Source organism: Acidovorax sp. FG42, from assembly GCF_057809195.1.
Genome location: NZ_JBMDJM010000001.1, coordinates 310,613 through 329,719, shown reverse-complemented (window position 1 = coordinate 329,719; position 19,107 = coordinate 310,613). Strand labels below are relative to the sequence as shown.

18 protein-coding genes are annotated in these 19,107 nt (G+C 65.8%); 15 read left to right on the top strand and 3 right to left on the bottom strand.

Translation table 11 applies throughout. The features are described from left to right. The first annotated feature begins 110 nt into the window (after positions 1 to 110). The 7 genes from ACODSM_RS01540 (at position 111) to ACODSM_RS01510 (ending at position 3,875) form a co-directional block, all read left to right on the top strand. Positions 111 to 719: a class I SAM-dependent methyltransferase gene (locus ACODSM_RS01540; protein WP_309827963.1), complete on the top strand. Its 609-nt coding sequence runs from the start codon at positions 111 to 113 to the stop codon at positions 717 to 719. Next, entirely contained in the window at positions 716 to 1,462 is a 747-nt protein-coding gene (locus ACODSM_RS01535) for a tRNA-uridine aminocarboxypropyltransferase (protein ID WP_488804111.1), read from the top strand. Before ACODSM_RS01540 ends, ACODSM_RS01535 begins: the two co-directional genes overlap by 4 nt. A gap of 27 nt (positions 1,463 to 1,489) precedes the next feature. Continuing rightward, complete coding sequence (locus ACODSM_RS01530; protein WP_488804110.1) at positions 1,490 to 1,642, top strand: hypothetical protein; 153 nt, start codon at positions 1,490 to 1,492, stop codon at positions 1,640 to 1,642. Between the two features lie 92 nt (positions 1,643 to 1,734). Next, positions 1,735 to 2,151 (top strand): hypothetical protein, encoded by a 417-nt coding sequence (locus ACODSM_RS01525; RefSeq protein ID WP_488804109.1) that lies wholly within the window; start codon positions 1,735 to 1,737, stop codon positions 2,149 to 2,151. Positions 2,152 to 2,329: 178 nt separating this feature from the next. After that, positions 2,330 to 2,815, top strand: coding sequence for a GNAT family N-acetyltransferase (locus tag ACODSM_RS01520; RefSeq protein WP_488804108.1), 486 nt, complete (start codon positions 2,330 to 2,332; stop codon positions 2,813 to 2,815). Between the two features lie 165 nt (positions 2,816 to 2,980). Further along, complete coding sequence (locus ACODSM_RS01515; RefSeq protein ID WP_060986880.1) at positions 2,981 to 3,232, top strand: hypothetical protein; 252 nt, start codon at positions 2,981 to 2,983, stop codon at positions 3,230 to 3,232. Between the two features lie 70 nt (positions 3,233 to 3,302). Then, the gene (locus ACODSM_RS01510; protein WP_488804107.1) at positions 3,303 to 3,875 is read left to right on the top strand and encodes a DUF1439 domain-containing protein; all 573 of its coding nucleotides are present in this window, start codon (positions 3,303 to 3,305) and stop codon (positions 3,873 to 3,875) included. A gap of 25 nt (positions 3,876 to 3,900) precedes the next feature. Here ACODSM_RS01510 and uvrA read toward each other — a convergent pair whose 3' ends face one another. After that, entirely contained in the window at positions 3,901 to 6,996 is a 3,096-nt protein-coding gene (gene uvrA, locus ACODSM_RS01505) for an excinuclease ABC subunit UvrA (RefSeq protein ID WP_488804106.1), read from the bottom strand. Positions 6,997 to 7,213: 217 nt separating this feature from the next. Here uvrA and ACODSM_RS01500 point away from each other — a divergent pair, with 217 nt between their 5' ends. The 4 genes from ACODSM_RS01500 to ACODSM_RS01485 all read left to right on the top strand — a co-directional run bounded on the left by ACODSM_RS01500 (position 7,214) and on the right by ACODSM_RS01485 (position 10,843). Beyond that, the gene (locus ACODSM_RS01500) at positions 7,214 to 8,392 is read left to right on the top strand and encodes an MFS transporter (RefSeq protein ID WP_488804105.1); all 1,179 of its coding nucleotides are present in this window, start codon (positions 7,214 to 7,216) and stop codon (positions 8,390 to 8,392) included. A 125-nt stretch (positions 8,393 to 8,517) separates the two neighbouring features. Continuing rightward, a complete protein-coding gene (gene ssb / locus ACODSM_RS01495) occupies positions 8,518 to 9,072 on the top strand; it encodes a single-stranded DNA-binding protein (RefSeq protein WP_015016327.1) in 555 nt (184 codons plus the stop codon). A 378-nt stretch (positions 9,073 to 9,450) separates the two neighbouring features. After that, complete coding sequence (locus ACODSM_RS01490) at positions 9,451 to 10,026, top strand: hypothetical protein (RefSeq protein WP_488804104.1); 576 nt, start codon at positions 9,451 to 9,453, stop codon at positions 10,024 to 10,026. Positions 10,027 to 10,129: 103 nt separating this feature from the next. Then, the gene (locus ACODSM_RS01485) at positions 10,130 to 10,843 is read left to right on the top strand and encodes a Bax inhibitor-1/YccA family protein (protein ID WP_291441784.1); all 714 of its coding nucleotides are present in this window, start codon (positions 10,130 to 10,132) and stop codon (positions 10,841 to 10,843) included. A 134-nt stretch (positions 10,844 to 10,977) separates the two neighbouring features. Here the strand turns inward: ACODSM_RS01485 and mnmA are convergent, their stop codons facing one another. Continuing rightward, positions 10,978 to 12,138, bottom strand: a complete 1,161-nt coding sequence (gene mnmA, locus ACODSM_RS01480) for a tRNA 2-thiouridine(34) synthase MnmA (protein ID WP_488804103.1) — start codon at positions 12,136 to 12,138, stop codon at positions 10,978 to 10,980. 90 nt (positions 12,139 to 12,228) lie between these two features. Then, a complete protein-coding gene (locus ACODSM_RS01475) occupies positions 12,229 to 13,890 on the bottom strand; it encodes an L-lactate permease (protein WP_295936551.1) in 1,662 nt (553 codons plus the stop codon). 350 nt (positions 13,891 to 14,240) lie between these two features. Between ACODSM_RS01475 and ACODSM_RS01470 the strand changes: the two genes are divergently transcribed. From ACODSM_RS01470 to ACODSM_RS01455, 4 genes are all read left to right on the top strand, one after another. Further along, a complete protein-coding gene (locus ACODSM_RS01470; RefSeq protein WP_488804102.1) occupies positions 14,241 to 15,233 on the top strand; it encodes a LysR family transcriptional regulator in 993 nt (330 codons plus the stop codon). Between the two features lie 192 nt (positions 15,234 to 15,425). After that, entirely contained in the window at positions 15,426 to 16,892 is a 1,467-nt protein-coding gene (gene tcuA, locus ACODSM_RS01465) for an FAD-dependent tricarballylate dehydrogenase TcuA (RefSeq protein ID WP_488804101.1), read from the top strand. Beyond that, entirely contained in the window at positions 16,879 to 18,060 is a 1,182-nt protein-coding gene (gene tcuB / locus ACODSM_RS01460; RefSeq protein WP_488804100.1) for a tricarballylate utilization 4Fe-4S protein TcuB, read from the top strand. Before tcuA ends, tcuB begins: the two co-directional genes overlap by 14 nt. Before the next feature lie 37 nt (positions 18,061 to 18,097). After that, positions 18,098 to 19,078, top strand: coding sequence for a Bug family tripartite tricarboxylate transporter substrate binding protein (locus tag ACODSM_RS01455; RefSeq protein ID WP_488804099.1), 981 nt, complete (start codon positions 18,098 to 18,100; stop codon positions 19,076 to 19,078). Positions 19,079 to 19,107: the final 29 nt, after the last annotated feature.

The window sequence follows — 19,107 nt, the reverse complement described above, 5'->3', positions numbered from 1 at the left end:
GGCGACAGACTACACGCCCCCCTGAAAAGGCCGAAAGCAGGTTCTCCATGGAGGTGCGGGATACTCTCGCCCTTTCTGCCATCCCTTCCCCTGCCCACAAGGACCGCCCATTGAAATCCGCCAGTGCCACCACCTTCGACGAGGCCTATTACCAGCGCTTCTATTTCGACAAGAAAACCAGCGTGGTGGACCCGCAGCACATGGAGCGCCTGGGCACCTTTGTGTGCAGCTACCTCAAATACCTGCGTGTACCGGTGCGCCGCGTGCTCGACGTGGGCTGCGGTATCGGGCTGTGGAAAGACATCATGGCGCAGCACTTTCCCGCAGCCAGTTACCAGGGCGTGGAGTTCAGCCCCTACCTGTGCGAGCGCTTTGGCTGGCAGCAGGGCTCGGTGGTGGACTATGCGGCGAGCGAGCCCTTCGACTTTGTGATCTGCCAGGGGGTGCTGCCCTATCTGAGCCCGCCCGACCTGAAGGCCGCCCTGCACAACCTGGGCCGCCTGAGCCGGGGCGCGCTGTACATCGAAGCCGTCTCGCGCGAGGACTACGAGCGCGACATCATCGACGAAGACATCACCGACAACCGCGTGTTCCGCCACCGAGCCGACCTCTACCGGCGCGGGCTGCAAGAGGGCGCCATCGAGCTGGGCGGCGGCGTATGGCTCAGCCGCAAGGCGGAGGTGCCGCTGTTTGCGCTGGAGCAGGCAGGCGGCCAGTGAACGACTCCACGCCCCCCGCCCCCCATGCGGTAGCCCGCCTGCGCGCCGAGCGCCTGGCCCGCAGCGCCAAACCCTTTCTGGCCCGTGGCGGCCCCAAGGGCGAGCGCTGCGCGGGCTGCCGCCTGGTGCCCAGCCACTGCATCTGTGCGCTGCGCCCCCAGCTGCCCACCCGCGCGGGCATGTGCCTGCTGATGGCGGACATCGAGCCCCTCAAGCCCAGCAACACCGGCTGGCTGATTGCCGATGTGGTGGCCGACACCTATGCCTTTGGCTGGGCGCGCACCGAGGTACACCCCGACCTGCTGGCACTGCTGGCCGACCTGCAGTGGCAGCCGTATGTGGTCTTCCCCGGCGAGTTCGTGGCGCCCGAGCGCGTGGTCACGCAGGTGGCCACGGCAGAGGGCAAGCGCCCGCTGTTCGTGCTGCTCGACGCCACCTGGCCCGAGGCGCGCAAGATGTTCCGCAAGAGCCCCTACCTCAACCACCTACCCGTGCTGAGCCTGCAACCCGAGCAGCTCTCGCGCTACCACCTGCGCCGATCCACGCGCATGGACCACTTCTGCACCTCCGAGGTCGGCGCGCTGTGCCTGGAGCTGGCGGGCGAGCTGCAAGCCGCACAGGCGCTGGAGGCGTACCTGGACGTGTTCACCCACCACTATCTGCAGGCCAAGCACCAGTTACCGGTGGCGGCGGACGATGCCACGCACCTGCGGCTGCGCGGTCTGACCGAGACGGGTAATTAAGACGGCGCCGGAGCCAATAAGCGGACGATGCGCGCCGTCGTCGCCCTGACGCGCTTTGGGGCGGCACAGCGCCAAAAAATGGACAAAGAGCGTGACATGAACGCTTACAAAAATGCACGTTTTGTAAGGCGCAACGCGGCGAATGCAGCGCCTCTGCGCGGCACAATCCGCAGCGCTTGAACCATCAGGTCGAGCGCGGGTACCGGCCAGGGAGGGGCTGGTGACCGCCGTTGAGAGAACAGGTTCTCCAAACCGTCCATTGAAAGAACACTATGAAAAAACACACGGTAGTGATCGCATCCCTGAGCCTCGCCGTGGCCTCGCTGGCCCATGCCGGCAAGGCCGAACGCGACTTTTTTGCAGCAGAGGTGACGCCTGCACTGCAGTCTGCCGCCAGCACCCTCAAGCAATCTTGCGGCTGCAATGTGAAGATGGAAGTGAAGCAGGAAAGCTTCCAGACCGTGGACCACCTGCGCCAGGTGCGCTACGCAGCCGGCACCATCGTGGACAACGCTCCGCGCTACTGCAACGATGCCCCTTCCAAGGCGGCGGTGTGCAAACTCAAAACCCTGGAATTCGCCCGCACCGGCACCACGGCTTTCAAGTTTGTCGCGGGCAAAGGTGCCATCACGCTGGACGAAAGCTCGTACCCCAGCTGGGACATGATGGCCGCCGAACTCGACAAGTAAGCGCGCAGTTCCCACCCCGGTCTGGTCAACGCCCGGCATCGCCTTTCGCGGTGCCGGGCGTTGGTGTTTCTGCGCGATCGTCCGCAGCATGAAGCAAGGGGATGCAGACCAGAGCAAGCTGCTGCGCAATGGCCTTGCGGCACAATCGCGCGCCCTGTTCTCTGTGAGCGAACCACCCATGCTCTCTGTCCACATCCGCAACTTTCGCCCTGGTGACGAGCCCGCGCTGCGCGCCGTTTTCCATGCCTCGGTGCATGGCCTGGCGTGCAAGCACTACACAGCCGAGCAACTCGATGCCTGGGCACCACAGCGCTATGTGGCCGCAACCTGGGCAGAGCGCATGCGAGCCAACCAACCCTTCGTCGCACACGCGCAGGGCGATGACCTCATTGCGGGGTTTGCCGATCTGCAGGCCGACGGTTGTATCGACATGTTCTTCGTGGCTCCAGCGTTTTCCGGCCAGGGCGTGGCCCGGGCGCTGATGGCGCATATCCACGCGCAGGCCCAGCAGCGCAACATCCCCCGTCTGCACGCGTACGTAAGTCTGACTGCCGAGCCATTTTTTGCCGCCCAGGACTTTGTGGTGGAGCTGCGCCAGCAGGTGGAACGTGCCGGCGTGGTGCTGCACAACGCGCGCATGTCCAAGACGTTGATGGCTGGCTGACTTTCACTCCTAATTTAATAGCTGACTGCGACTTACCAACCCGCCCTGCCGGTCCAATGGGGTTGAAATGCCGCCAATGCTCAGTGCCTTTTCTTCGCCTGTGCCTTACAGTAGCTGCCCCGCAGCAGACAAACCCATACCCCAGCCCACGATGGCTGCCACCCCATGACCAAAGACCTGGCCCGCCAACGCGAACTGCAACCCATGGCCCTGTGCGAACCCTGCCAGGGCATCCAGCGCAACTGGCGCAAGGCGCCCGGCCATGCCGAGTTGGTGCAGCGCGGCAACCGCAAGGAAGACCGCGAGGACGGCACCGTCACCTTCACCCGCTATGTGTGCGACCGCTGCGGCACCGCCTGGGAGTACGAGAACGACAAGAACAACCAGCGGGCAGGCTGGTCGGTGGTGGGGCGCTGAGCGCAACCTGCGCAGGAGGGGCACCTTTTTGCCGCCTCGAAGTCACACCGGTTTTTGCCGGAGAACGCCCATGCTGCATCGCAGACGATTCCTGACCGCTACGACCCGTGGCCTCACCCTGGGCGGCGCGGCACTGCTGGCGGTGCGTGGCGCACTGGCCCAGCCCAGCTACACCGTGCCCCTGGCGCAGCTGCAGTCCATGGTGGCCCCAAAATTTCCCCGCAGCGTGCCGGTGCAAGGCCTGTTCAACCTGACCGTGCAGACGCCGCACTTGCGCCTGCTGCCCGAGGTGAACCGCCTGGGCGCCGCCATGGCGCTCGACGTGGCTGGCCCAGCGTTGCGCCGCAGTTACCCCGGCAGCCTGGATATGGAGTTTGCGCTGCACTACGAGGCCAGCGACCGCACGCTGCGCGCGCACCAGATCCAGCTGGGCCGCATGGAGTTTCCGGGCCTGCGCCCGGCGGTGAACGAGCTGCTCAATGCCTACGGCCCACAGCTGGCCGAGCAGTCGCTGCGCGAGGTCACGCTGCATCAGCTGCGCCCGCAAGACACGGCGGTGTTCGACGGCTTGGGCCTGCAGCCTGGGCCCATCACCGTGACGGACAAGGGGCTGACCGTGGCGTTTGTGAGCAAGGCTCCCTGAGGGCCTGCCCTGTGAGCCCGCGCGCTCAGGCGGGCGATTTGGGTTTGTTCAGATACGGAGCCAGATACCGCCCTGTATGGCTGGCAGGGTTGGCAGCCAGCTCTTCTGGGGTACCCACACCCACCACGGTGCCACCGCCCGCGCCGCCCTCGGGCCCCATGTCGATGAGCCAGTCGGCGGTTTTGATCACGTCGAGGTTGTGCTCGATGATGACAATGGTGTTGCCCGCATCGCGCAGCTGGTGCAACACCTTCAGCAGCAAATCAATGTCGGCAAAGTGCAGGCCGGTGGTGGGCTCGTCCAGGATGTAGAGCGTGCGGCCGGTGTCGCGCTTGCTCAGCTCCTGCGCCAGCTTCACCCGCTGCGCCTCGCCGCCCGAGAGGGTGGTGGCGGCCTGGCCCAGGCGGATGTAGCTCAGGCCCACATCCAGCAAGGTCTGCAGCTTGCGGGCGATGGTGGGCACATCCTTGAAGTACGCCGCTGCGTCTTCCACCGTCAGCTCCAGAATCTGCGCGATGTTCTTGCCCTTCCACTGGACTTCCAGCGTTTCGCGGTTGTAGCGCTGGCCGTGGCAGATGTCGCACGGCACGTACACATCGGGCAAGAAGTGCATCTCCACCTTCACCACGCCGTCGCCCTGGCAGGCTTCGCAACGGCCACCGCCCGAAGACTGCGACACGTTGAAACTGAAGCGCCCCGGGCCGTAGCCGCGTTCTTTGGCCGTGTTGGTCTCGGCCATCAGTTCGCGGATGGGCGTGAACAGGCCGGTGTAGGTAGCAGGGTTGCTGCGTGGGGTACGGCCAATGGGGCTCTGGTCTACGTTGATGACCTTGTCGAAGTACTCGATGCCCACGATCTCTTCGTGCTCGGCCGGCTCTTCGTGCGCGCGGTGCACCTGCCGCGCCACGGCGGCATACAGCGTGTCGTTGACCAGCGTGCTCTTGCCCGAGCCCGACACGCCCGTGACGCAGGTGAGCAGGCCCACGGGGAAATCCACCGTCACGCCCTTCAAATTGTTGCCTGTGGCACCCACCAAGCGCAGCGCCTGCACGGCGCCCTGGCGTGCATGGTGCTCGGCCATGCGTTCGGCGCGGCGTTTGCTGGCCTCCGTCTGCGGAAAGCGTGATTTGGCTTTGGTCTCGACAACCGGCGCAGGCTGGTCCAGCACCGGCAGCCAGGGTGTGCGGCGCTTAGGCACGACAATCGTGCGCGTCCCAGACAGGTATTGGCCGGTGAGCGACTGAGGATTGGCGCGCACTTCGTCGTACGTGCCTTGCGCCATCACCCGCCCGCCGTGCACACCCGCGCCGGGGCCCATGTCGATCACATGGTCGGCGGCGCGCATCATGTCTTCGTCGTGCTCCACCACGATCACGCTGTTGCCAATGTCGCGCAGGTGCTGCAGCGTGGCAATCAGCCGGTCGTTGTCGCGCTGGTGCAGACCAATGCTGGGCTCGTCCAGCACATACATCACGCCCGTCAGGCCCGAGCCGATTTGCGAGGCGAGGCGAATGCGCTGCGCCTCGCCGCCCGAGAGCGTTTCGGCGCTGCGATCCAGGCTCAGGTAGCTCAGGCCCACGTCGTTCAAAAACTGCAGGCGCGTGGCGATCTCGCGCACCACCTTGTCGGCAATCTCGGCCTTGGCGCCGGTGAGCTTCAGCGCGTGGAACCACGCGTGCGCATCGCTCAGCGTGGCGTGGCTCACTTCGTAAATGGCGCGGGCTTGCTCGCCTTCGCCCACCTTCACATGGCGGGCCTCGCGGCGCAGGCGCACGCCGTGGCATTCGGGGCAGGGCTGGGTGCTGCGAAAGCGCGCCAGGTCCTCGCGCACCACCACCGAATCGGTCTCGCGGTAACGGCGGGCCATGTTGGGGATGATGCCTTCGAAGGGGTGCTTCTTGGTGACGGTTTTGCCCTTTTGCGCACCACTGTCGAGGATGTAGCTGAAGGCAATCTCTTCCTCGCCCGAGCCATGCAGGATGGCGTGCTGCACCGGCGCAGGCAGCGATTCAAACGGCGCTTCAATGTCAAACGCGTAGTGCTTGGCCAGGCTTTCCAGCATCGCAAAGTAGTAGCCATTGCGCCGGTCCCACCCCTTAATGGCTCCACTGGCCAAGCTGAGCGACGGGAAGGCCACCACACGCACGGGGTCGAACACCTCGCGCTGCCCAATGCCGTCGCACGCCGGGCAGGCGCCCATGGGCGAGTTGAACGAGAACAGGCGCGGCTCCAGCTCGGCCAGCGAATAGCTGCACACCGGGCAGGCAAACTTGCTGCTGAACAGGTGCTCCTGCCCTGTGTCCATCTCCAGCGCCAGCACGCGGCCATTGCCCTCATGCCCGCCCACCCGCAGGGCGGCTTCAATGCTCTCGGCCAAGCGCTGTTGCAGGTCGGCGCGCACCTTGATGCGGTCGATCACCACGTCGACGTCGTGCTTCTCGGTCTTCTTGAGCGGCGGCAGGCTCTCGTGCTCGTAGATCTGCCCATCCACCCGAAAGCGGATATAGCCCAGCGCCTGCATCTGCGCAAACAGCTCGGTGAACTCGCCCTTCTTCTCCCGCGCCACGGGGGCGAGGATCATGAGCTTGGTGTCCTCGGGCAGGGCCAGCACGGCGTCCACCATCTGGCTCACGGTCTGCGCGGCCAGCGGCAGGCCGTGATCGGGGCAATAGGGCGTACCGGCACGCGCGTACAGCAGGCGCAGGTAGTCGTGAATCTCGGTCACCGTACCCACGGTGGAGCGCGGGTTGTGGCTGGTGGCCTTCTGCTCGATGCTGATGGCGGGCGACAGGCCCTCGATCAGGTCCACATCGGGTTTATCGAGCCGCCCCAGAAACTGCCGTGCATAGGCCGACAGGCTCTCCACATACCGTCGCTGGCCTTCGGCATACAGCGTGTCAAACGCCAGGCTGGACTTGCCCGAGCCCGACAGCCCCGTGATCACCACCAGCTGGTTGCGCGGGATGTCCAGGTCGATGTTCTTGAGGTTGTGCGTGCGCGCGCCACGGATGCTGATGCACTGCTCGCGCAGGGCGCGGGCGAGGTAGACACCATCGGCGGATCGGTCATCGGCAACAGGGGGAGGGGTCACGGGCGGGCTCTGTGCAGGAAAACCCACCATGATAGGTCACCCACGTTTTCTGGCGTAGCACTCCAGCATTACCCGCCAGGCCTGCACCGCGTCCCTGCGCACCACGCTTTGGAGGCCTTCGAGCAGCCACCCAGCCAATCGGCGAAAATCCCGGTTTTGCTTCTTCGGGCCTTAGCGCACCACCGTGCCGGATTCTCCTTCCCTGTCAGCCACCGCCGCCTCCCGGCAACCCACCCCCAGTACCCAGATGACCCCGCTGGAGCGCCGCTCCAGCATCAGCCTGGCGCTGATCTTTGCGCTGCGCATGCTGGGCCTGTTCCTGGTGCTGCCCGTGTTTGCCCTGGAGGCACGCAAGTACCCCGGTGGCGACGATCCCGCCCTGGTGGGTCTGGCCATGGGTATCTACGGCCTGACGCAGGCTTTCCTGCAGCTGCCGCTGGGCATCGCTTCCGACCGCTTCGGGCGCAAGCGGGTGATCGTGCTCGGCCTGCTCGTCTTCGCAGGCGGCAGTCTGATGGCTGCGCTGGCGGATTCTCTGACCGGACTGCTGCTGGGCCGGGCGCTGCAGGGCGCAGGGGCTGTGTCGGCAGCCGTGACCGCGCTGCTGGCCGACCAGACACGCGACAGCGTGCGCACCAAGGCGATGGCGCTGGTGGGCGGCAGCATCGGGCTGATGTTTGCCGTTGCGCTGGTGGCGGCACCGATGTTGGCTGCCCATATCGGCCTGGCGGGGCTGTTTGGCCTGACCTGTGCGTTGGCTCTGGCCGGTGTGGCCGTGGTGGTGTGGTGGGTGCCGCCCGAGCCTGCGCTGCATTGGAACGCCCCCCGGGGCCGCCTGGCCGATGTGTGGGGACACCCTGACCTGCTGCGCCTGAACCTCGGCGTGTTTGTGCTGCACACCGTACAGCTGTCCATGTGGGTGGCCGTGCCCGCGATGCTGGTACAGGCAGGACTCACCAAAGACCACCACTGGCAGGTGTACCTGCCCACCGTGGTGCTGTCGTTTGCCGCCATGGGCGGGCTGTTTGCGCTGGAGCGCGCGGGCCGACTGCGCGCAGCCCTGCTCGGAGCCATTGCCCTGGTGCTGGTGGTGCAGGCGGGGCTGGGCCTGCTGACGGCCAGCGGTGTGCCCGCCACGCTGTGGGTGCTGGCGCCTTTGCTGTTCGTCTTTTTCTGCGGATTCAATGCGCTGGAGGCCAGCCAGCCCAGCCTGGTGTCGCGCATGGCGCCGCCCCACCTGCGCGGCGCCGCGCTGGGCAGTTACAACACCCTGCAGTCGCTGGGCCTGTTTGCGGGCGGTGCGCTGGGTGGCGCGCTGGTCAAATGGGCGGGCGCTCCGGGCCTGTTTGCGGTGACCACGGCGCTCACAGCCCTGTGGCTGGTGCTGACCTGGCCGCTGCGGCCCGTGGGGCGCGGCGGGCACTGAACGGCAGACCATGCCGTACTGCACGGGCTGCCATTGCCCCCGGGTTGCGGCACAATGACGTGTTTGGCGTCTGGAATCTCTCTCCAAATCCGGCGCTTTCCTCCCTTAAAGGCATAGACAGCACCATGGCATCCGTAAACAAAGTCATCATCGTCGGCAACCTGGGCCGCGACCCTGAAATGCGCACCTTCCCCAGTGGCGACCAGGTGGCCAACGTGACGATTGCCACCACCGACAAGTGGAAAGACAAGCAGACCGGCGAAATGAAGGAAGCCACCGAGTGGCACCGCGTGGTCTTCAACGGCCGCCTCGCCGAAATTGCCGGCCAGTACCTGCGCAAGGGCTCGCAGGTGTATGTGGAAGGCAGCCTGCGCACCCGCAAGTGGACCGACCAGAGCGGCGTCGAAAAGTACAGCACCGAAATCCGCGCCGACCAGATGCAGATGCTGGGCAGCCGCCAGGGCATGGGCGGTGGCGGCCAGGGCGGCGGACAACAAGGCGGCGGATACGACGACGGTTACGGTGGCGACCAGGGCGGCTACGACCAGGCACCGCGCCGTGCCGCACCCGCGCCGCGCCCCATGGCCGCCCCCGCACAGCGCCCAGCACCCGCCCCTGTGGCACAGGCACCGCGCGCGGCCTCCGGCTTCGACGACATGGACGACGACATCCCGTTCTGACAGCCTCCGGCACCGGATTCAATCCAAAGCCCGCATCCGCAAGGTGCGGGCTTTTTTTGCCTGTGCGCCACGCACCGGTAACCCCTTAGAAACCGTCGCCTGTGGGCGTCAAAACGTAGCAACTCGCAACAAGAGGTGCTGGAGTCAACCCAACTTACCAAGGCTAACCAGCGCCTGGAGGTGATGACTTTTACAACGGCGCTGGTGCGCGCCGCTTCTCAGTTTTGTCCAGTTCGGCGCAGGCGCCACACACCAACAATTCCTTACATCCGATACGGAAATATCAAAGATCATCGCTGCCTGGCGCGCCAAAGAGGTGCAAAGCCCGGCGGCCAGCAATTACCAAAAACCAATATTCCAAAGAGAGAGAGGGTCGTGATGCCTGGGTTCGTGCGCAAGATTTTGATATTTGTCACTGGCTATGCGTGGCTGCTGCTACTGGCTGGCCCAGGGCTGATCGCACTGTCGGTGTACAGCGGCTGGAAGGCGGAAGACGGCCACGCCTATGTGGCACGCGAAAGCCTGCAAACCGTGTCCGGCACCGTGACGCAGGCCTCTGAAGTCACCGTCAAGCGCAAGCGCCGCGCGACCAAGAAATACTACGAAATCACGGTCCAACCCGACACCGCAGGCGCCGAGGCACGCAAGCTGCGCATTGACTACAGCACACCACAGCAGCTGGTGGGCAACCTGATCGATGAAAAAGTGACCGCTTTGGTGGACGGCAGCGACCATGACCTGGTCTATGAAGTCTCGGCTGCCGGTGCGACCGTCATCAGCTACGAGACCACCAAACAGCGCCTGCAGGCCGAAGCCACCTCCTCCGCGCAATCCTTCAGCGGCGCAGGCACCTGGATCTTCGCCATCCTGCTGACCCTGGTAGGGGCTGCCGGCGTGTGGTCCAACCGCAAGCTGCGCGCCGCCGATAACGCACAGCAACTGGCCGCCGCCTGACGGCCATACCCCATAAAAAAGAGAGAGGGAGGGAGGGGCAGCGCCCGGGGCGCGCTCCTCCCATCGTTTGCGCAGACCTGCGCTCACTACGGAGGACCACACCATGAACCCCAACGCACTGTCACCACAAACCCCAGCAGGCGCTCCGATGGAGCGGCGCGATTTCATCGTCTCCACCTACAAGCATCTGGGCGTAGCCATTCTGGCCTTTGTCGTGCTGTCGGCAGTGCTAATGGTGAGCGGACTGTCCACCACCGCCGCCAAGATGCTTATGGCCAGCGGCAGCAAATTCCTGTGGCTGGGGGTCATGGGCGCCTTCATGCTGGTGGGCTGGCTGGCATCGCACCTGGCCGATAACTCGGATAACCCCCAGACGCAGCTGATGGGCCTGGGCCTCTACGTGCTGGCAGAAGGGCTCATCTTTGCCCCGATGTTCGGCATTGCGCAGCTGCTGGTACCCGGCGCCATTGGCGCTGCCGCCTTCATCACGCTGCTGCTGGTGGCGGCGCTCACCTGGACGGCATTTAGCAGTAAGACCGATTTTTCGTTCCTGGGCGGCATCCTAAAGGTGGCGGGCCTGGTGGCACTGGGCACCATCATTGCGGGCGCCATCTTCGGCTTCAAGCTGGGCATCTGGTTCTCCGGGCTCATGGTGCTGTTTGCGGGCGCCTGCGTGCTGTACGACACCTCACGCATCATCCATGACTACCCTGCAGACCGCCCCGCCGGTGCAGCGCTGCACCTGTTCGCATCGATCGCGCTCATGCTCTGGTACGTGCTGCGCATCCTGATCAGCCTCGCCATGAACGACGACTGAAACGCCGCGGCACAGCCAACAAAAAGCCGGAGCGGTCACCGCCCCGGCTTTTTTGCTTTTGGAGAATGGATTTCGAGAGAAATCAGGCGCAAGCGCTAGTCTTTATTGCCCTAACAGCTATCAATTTTGAAGTATCAACGGGCCATGGCCGGCTGCACAGCAGGCGCATTGCCGGTGGGCTGCGGCAGCCCTTCCACGGCCGCAATCACGCCACCGCCCAGGCAGACATCGCCGTCGTACAGCACCGCGCTCTGCCCCGGCGTCACGGCCCACTGGGCGTCCGGGAACTGCAGCGCAAAGCCGTCGGGCACAGCCTCCAGCACACACGCGGCGTCCTGCTGGCGGTAGCGCGTCTTGGCGGCATAGGCGCCGGGCGCCGGGGCCTGGCCGGCACACCAGCTCACGTCCTGCGCCACCAGGCGGTGCGATAGCAGCCAGGGGTGGTCATGCCCCTGCACCACACGCAGCGTGTTCTTCTCCAGGTCCTTGCGGGCCACGAACCAGGGCTCGTGCGCGCCGCCACCGCGCTGAGCGCCTTTTTCCTTCACACCGCCGATACCCAGGCCCTGGCGCTGGCCCAAGGTGTAGAAACTCAGGCCCACGTGCTGGCCCAGCTTGCGCCCCCGGTCGTCCAGGATCGGGCCGGGCGCATGGCTGATGTAGCGGTTCAGAAACTCGCGGAACGGCCGCTCACCAATGAAGCAGATGCCTGTGGAGTCCTTCTTCTTGGCATTGGGCAAGCCGATTTCTTCGGCGATGCGGCGTACTTCGGTCTTGTGCAGCTCGCCCACGGGGAACAGCGTCTTGGACAGCTGCGCCTGGTTCAGGCGGTGCAGAAAGTAGCTCTGGTCCTTGCTCGGGTCCAGCCCCTTGAGCAGCTCGTGCAGGCCCGTGGCCGGGTTGTGGCGCACGCGGGCATAGTGCCCCGTGGCGATCTTCTCCGCCCCCAGGCGCATGGCATGGTCCAGGAAGGCCTTGAACTTGATCTCGGCATTGCACAGCACGTCGGGGTTGGGCGTGCGGCCGGCCTGGTACTCGCGCAGGAACTCGGCGAACACACGGTCCTTGTAATCGGCTGCGAAGTTGACGTGCTCAATCTCGATGCCGATCACGTCGGCCACCGCGGCTGCGTCCACGAAGTCGATGTTGGACGAGCAGTACTCGCTGTCGTCATCGTCTTCCCAGTTTTTCATGAAGATGCCGACCACCTCATGGCCCTGCTTTTTGAGCAGGTAGGCGGTCACGGCCGAGTCCACTCCGCCGGACAGACCAACAACGACCCTGTGTTTGTTCATCCCCCGATTATCCCCGGCGCATCGTGCTTACCCCCGCTGCGCCCGGAATACCTGCCGTGGGGTGGCGGGAAGGGGATGACAGCCCACCCGCTACCGCACCACCATCGAGGTGAAGGGCCACACGTAGGCCTGCAGGCTCACCAGCAGCCCGACCAGGCAGGCCAGCGCAATCGAGTGGAAGAAGACGAAGCGCAGGATGTCCCCTTCATGATTGAACCAGCGGGTGGCGGTGGAGGCCACGACGATCGACTGCGCATCGATCATCTTGCCCATCACGCCGCCCGAGCTGTTGGCGGCGCCCATGAGGTTGGGCGAAAGGCCCAGCTGCTCGGCCGCCACCTTTTGCATGCCACCGAACAGCACGTTGGAGGCCGTGTCCGACCCCGTCAGCGCCACCCCCAGCCAGCCCATGAGGGTGCCAAAGAAGGGGTACAACACGCCGGTGTTCGCGAATGCCAGACCCAGGGTGGTGTCCGTGCCCGAGTAGCGGGTGAGCGTGCCCAGCGCCAGCATGAGCACGATGGTCAGCAGCGAATAGCGCACCAGCCAGATGGTGCGGAAGAACGTGCCGACGATGGCGACCGGGCTGTAGCGCATCAGCAGGGCACTGATCAGTGCGGACAGCAAGATGCCCGTGCCGGTGGCCGACAGCAGGTTCAACGTGTAGACCGCGCCTTCCTTGGTGGGCTTGGGCACCACCGGAGGCATCTTCTCAATGAGGTTGTGCAGCCCGTCCATCGGGAAAGCCGGGGCGAAGATGCCGTTGAGCGCTGCCTTCACCGATGGCAGCCCCCAGACAAACACACACACCGACAGAATCAGCCAAGGCATCCAGGCGTTGATCAGCTGGGCGCGTGAGTAGCGAACGACCGGCTGTGCAGGCTTGGCTTCGGCAGCGCTTGGGTCGTGGCCCCGCATCGAAGGCGAGGTCCAGATCTTCTTGGGCTGCCACACGCGCAGGAACGCGATCAGACTCGCCATGGAGATGATGGCCGCAATGATGTCCACCAGCTCGGGGCCGATGTAGTTGGAAACCAGGAACTGCGGAATGGCAAACGACACACCGGCCACCAGAATGGCAGGCCAGATCTCCCACATGGCCTTGCGCCCGGCAAATGCCCAGATCAGCCAGAACGGCACCAGCACCGAGAAGAAGGGCAACTGGCGGCCGATCATGGCCGTCACTTCCATCAGATCGTAGCCATGCACCTTGGCCAGCGTGATCACTGGCGTGCCCAGGGCACCGAACGCCACGGGGGCCGTATTGGCAATCAACGACAGACCCGAGGCGGCCAGCGGCGAGAAGCCCAGCCCGATCAGGATCGCGGCAGTGACCGCCACGGGCGTGCCGAAACCGGCGGCACCTTCAAAGAACGCGCCAAAGCAAAACGCAATCAGCAACAGCTGGATGCGGCGGTCTTCCGTGATGTTGGACAGCGAGTCCTGCAGCACCTTGAAGCTGCCGTTCTGCTCCGTGAGCTGGTGCAGAAAAATGATGTTCAGCACGATCCAGCCGATCGGCAGCAGCCCCGTGAAGCCGCCATACAAAGCGGCGCGACCAGCCATGTCGGCAGGCATGCCATAGGCAAATATGGCCACCACCAGTGCTGCGACGAGCCCCATGCCCGCAGCAATGTGGGCTTTGATGTGAAAGAACCCCAGGGCGGCCAGCATGATGATCACCGGGATCGCAGCCAGTGCGGTGGACACAACCATATTGCCCGCCGGGTTGTAGATTTGTTGCCAGATCATGGCCTGTCTCCGTTCGGAAAGGGTTGAAGTGAAAAGATGCGGGCGCAGCATTCGCCTGTGCCAGCTCGCCGGCGGATTCTTCGGGAAAGCGCTGGTGGCGCTCTTGAAATGCAGTCCACCGGCGGTGCAAATAATTTCAAGTCCCCAGCTTCCACAGGGAATTGACGCGCCCCGGATGCGCGGACTGCGTGTTTACCCGGAGCAACGGCGTCAGCCTGCTGAAAGTGCTGCGTTGCGCGCGCCGCACGCAGTCGCCAACGAGTCAGGTGCGAGTGGCGGCACCGGTGTATTTGTGCTCCCGGGGGCAACGGACACGCCGGAGTACAGTGCCGCATGACCAAAAGGGCGCCATGGAACTGAGACAACTGCGCTATTTCGTGCGTGTGGTGGAGCAAGGCTCCATGAGCCGCGCTGCGCTGGACCTGGACGTGGTGCAGTCCGCGCTCAGCCAGCAGATCACCCGGCTGGAGAGCGAGCTGGCCACGCGCCTGCTGCAGCGCACGCCGCGCGGCGTGACCCCCACCGAGGCAGGGCTGGCGTTCTTTCGCGAGGCGCAGCTCACCCTGCGCCATGCCGACCAGGCCGTGCGCGCGGCGCAGCAGGCGCGGCTGTCGGGCACCGTCACCGTGGGGCTGGCGCCCACCACCTCGGGCGTGCTGGGCCTGCCGCTGATGCAGGCCATGCGCACACGCTACCCCGATGTGCGGCTTCACATGGTGGAGAGCATGTCGGGCCACCTCACGGCCATGCTGCATGCGCGCGAGCTGGACCTGGCCGTGCTGTTCGACACCCGCCTGCACCAGGCGCAGCAGGCCACCGGCGCGCGCCGCTGGGACATGGCGCCACTGCTGGAGGAGGACCTGTTCCTCATCTGCGCCCGCGACCGAGGGGAGGGCCCCGGCAACCCCCGTGGCCGGCAGCTGCCGGAAACCATCACCGTTGCCGAGCTGGGACAGGAGCCGCTGATCCTGCCCACCGGCCCACACGGCCTGCGCAGCACGCTGGACACGGCCTTTGCCCGCGACCGCGTGGCACCACACGTGGTGCTGGAGGTGGACTCACTCGCCATGGTGATGGCCGCCGTGGACGCAGGCTTGGGCTCCACCGTGCAGCCCTGGGCTGCCATGGGCCGCTACCCCGATGCCGCTGAGCGCTTTCAGTGCGCGCGCCTTACCGACGCGCCCGCGCGCCGCGTCAACCTGCTGTGCAGCCTGCCCGACGAAGAACTCTCGCCCGCCGCGCTGGCCGCACGCGTGGTGCTGACGGACTGTGTGCGCGAATTGGTCACTACGGGTCAGTGGTTTGGCACGACATGGATCGGCGGACAAGACCCCAGCGACTGAACGGCCAGCCCGCAGCCATCACGATCCGTGATACCCCCATGACCTGAACCCGCTGCACGGCGGGCCCGTGTCTCCCTACAGTCGCCATCACCCCGATGAACGACACGGCGACCGCGCCAGGAGACACCCCATGGGCCCCACACCCCCTTCTTCATTCCCCCGCGCGCAGCGCACCGCCTGGAGCCACCGACCATGAGCGGCGATGCTGTGGTCGATGTGCTGGTCATCGGCGGCGGCAACGCTGCCCTGTGCGCCGCCCTGATGGCGCGCGAGGCGGGCGCCAGCGTGCTGCTGCTCGAATCCGCCCCACGCGCCTGGCGCGGCGGCAACTCGGCCCACACGCGCAACCTGCGCTGCATGCACGATGCGCCGCAAGATGTGCTGGTCGATGCCTACCCCGAAGAAGAGTTCTGGCAAGACCTGCTCAAGGTGACGGGCGGCCTCACCAACGAACACCTGGCGCGCCTGGTGATCCGCGAGTCGAGCACCTGTCGGCCCTGGATGCGCCGCCACGGCGTGCACTTTCAGCCCGCGCTGGCGGGCACGCTGCACGTGGCACGCACCAACGCGTTCTTTATGGGCGGCGGCAAGGCGCTGGTCAATGCCTACTACCGCAGCGCAGAGCAGCTGGGCGTGCAGGTCCGCTACGAGGCGCCCGTGGACCGCATCGAGATGGACGGCCTCCGCTTCGTCGCAGCCCACCTGGCGAACGGCGAACGCATTGCTGCCAAAAGCTGCGTGCTGGCCGCCGGCGGCTTCGAATCGAACCGCGAATGGCTGCGCGAGGCCTGGGGCCAGAACGAGCGCGGCGAATGGCCGGCCGACAACTTTCTGATCCGCGGCACAGCCTACAACAAGGGGGTGCTGCTCAAGCACCTGCTGGATGACCACGGCGCCGACCGCATCGGCGACCCCACGCAGGCGCACATGGTGGCCATCGACGCGCGCGCGCCGCTGTACGACGGCGGCATCTGCACGCGCATCGACTGCGTGTCGCTGGGCGTGGTGGTCAACCGCCATGGCGAGCGTTTCTACGACGAGGGCGAGGATTTCTGGCCCAAGCGCTACGCCATCTGGGGCCGCCTGGTGGCGCAGCAGCCGGGGCAGATTGGCTATTCGATCATCGACAGCAAGGCCATTGGCCGCTTCATGCCGCCCGTGTTCCCGGGCGTGAAGGCCGACACCCTGCCCGAGCTGGCGCAAAAGCTCGGCCTGCCTGTGGACACGTTCACGCACACACTCGATGCCTACAACGCCGCCTGCCGCGTGGGCCAGTTCGACCACACCACGCTGGACGACTGCCACACCGAAGGCGTGGCGCCCGCCAAGACGCACTGGGCCCGGCCCATCGACACCGGGCCGTTCTACGGCTACGCGCTCAAGCCCGGCGTCACGTTCACCTACCTGGGCCTGCACACCGACGACACGGCTGCGGTGCGCTTCAACAACCAGCCCAGCCCCAACCTGTTCGTGGCCGGCGAAATGATGGCCGGCAACGTGCTGGGCAAGGGCTACACCGCTGGCGTGGGCATGAGCATTGGCACCGCGTTTGGTCGCATTGCGGGCACGCAGGCAGCTTTGGCCTCCAAACGGCCGGTAGCGCTAGTCGAACATGCCTCAAATGCTACAAAACAAGGAGCAAACCATGCAAACGCTTGAGGCCCTGACGCGCGACGCCCGGGCGCTGGCGAACGGCGACATCGTGCTGTCTGCCCCCGAAACCGAAGTGGCGCGCCAGCTGCAGATCTGCAACGCCTGCCGCTACTGTGAAGGCTTTTGCGCGGTGTTCCCGGCCATGACGCGGCGGCTGGAGTTCGGCAAGGCCGACATCCACTTCATCGCCAACCTGTGCCACAACTGCGGCGCCTGCCTGCACGCCTGCCAGTACGCGCCACCGCATGAGTTTGCGGTGAACATTCCGCAGGCCATGGCCCAGGTGCGCGGCCAGACCTATGCCGACTACGCCTGGCCGCCTGCGCTGGGCCAGCTGTACCAGCGCAACGGCTTGACCCTGGCCCTGGCGCTGGTGGCCGGGCTCACGCTGTTTCTGCTGCTGGCCGTGGTGCTGCATGGCCAGGGCATCGCCGCGCTGTGGCGGGCCCCTGTGGGCGGCTTCTACGGCATCTTCCCGCACAACCTGCTGGTGGGCCTGTTTGCGCCCGTGTTCCTGTTCGCCGTGCTGGCGCTGGGCCTGGGCGTGCGCCGCTTCTGGCGCGACGTGACGCCCGCCACCAGCGGCGCGCCGCTGAGCGCGCCCGCCACGGCCGAGGCCACCGATGCCGTGCTGCGCCTCAAGTACCTGGACGGCGGCCATGGCGATGGCTGCCACAACGAGGACGATGCCTACACCTTGTCGCGCAGGCGCATGCACCACCTCACGTTCTACGGCTTCATGCTGTGTTTTGCGGCCACCAGCGTGGCGACGCTGTACCACTACCTGCTGGCCTTGCCTGCACCGTACGACCTGCCCAGCCTGCCCAAGCTGCTGGGCGGGCTGGGCGGCATCAGCCTGGCGATTGGCACGGCCGGCCTCTGGCGGCTGAACCTGCGCCGCCACCCGCAACACGGCGATGCCGCGCAAAAGCCCATGGACCGCGCCTTCATCGCCCTGCTGTTCCTCACCGCCACCAGCGGCCTGGCCTTGTGGGCCGCGCGTGGCACCGCAGGCCTGCCGCTGCTGCTGTGCCTGCACCTGGGCGCGGTGATGGCGCTGTTCGCCACCATGCCCTACGGCAAGTTTGCGCACGGCATCTTCCGCACCGCATCGCTGCTGCGCCATGCGGTGGAGAAGCGCCAGCCCAACCCCATCGGCCTCGGCGCCGACTGATCCCCGCACCCCACCATCCACGATGAAGGAGACCCCCATGAAAAAACGCGCCCTCTTGATGAGCGCGCTGGCACTCGCCACCGCTGCCGCGACACTGTCTAGCGCTGCCTACGCGCAGGATTTCCCGCCCAAGAAGCCCGTCACGCTCGTCGTGGGTTTTGCCGCAGGCGGCGCGGCCGATGCGGCGGCACGGCTCATCGCCAAGAAGCTGGGCGAGAACATCGGCCAGTCGGTGGTGGTGGACAACAAGGGTGGCGCAGGCGGCAACATCGCGCACCAGTTTGTGGCCAATGCGCCCGCAGATGGCTCGGTGCTGCTGCTCGGGTCGGTGGGGCCGCTGACCATCGCGCCACACCTGATGAAGGTGAACTACGACCCCTTCAAGGACCTGGCCGCCGTGTCGGGCGGCGTGAACTTCCCCAACGTGCTGGTGGTGCACAAGGGCGCGGGCGTGAAAACGCTGGCCGAGTTTGTGCAGCTGTCCAAGAAGAAGCCCGGCAGCGTGGACTTTGCCTCCACCGGCGCGGGCTCGGCATCGCACCTGGCGGGTGAACTGTTCAACCAGCGAGCCGGCATCGACATGACCCATGTGCCCTACAAGGGCGGCGCCCCCGCGCTGCAGGACCTGCTGGGCGAGCGCGTGACTTCGTACTTTGCCGCGCCGCCCACCGCGCTGCCGCACATCGAGGCCGGCAAGCTCATTCCCCTGGCCACCACCGGGCTCACGCGGCCGTCCTACATGCCCAACATCCCCACCGTGGCCGAAGCGGGCTACCCGGGGTTTGAAGCGCTCAACTGGTACGCCTTCGTGGCCCCCGGCAAGACGCCTGCGCCGCTGCTGGACCGCTGGAACCAGGAGATCGTGAAGGTGCTGAACGACCCAAGCGTGAAGGAGGCACTGAACAAGCACGGCCTCACGCCGCAGCCCACCACACGCGCCGAGCTGACGGCCTTCATGAAGAAGGAATCTACGCAGTGGGCCACCATCATCAAGGAACGCAAGCTGACCGCGGACTGAGGTCACAAGACCTCGCGTCACCCAGCCCG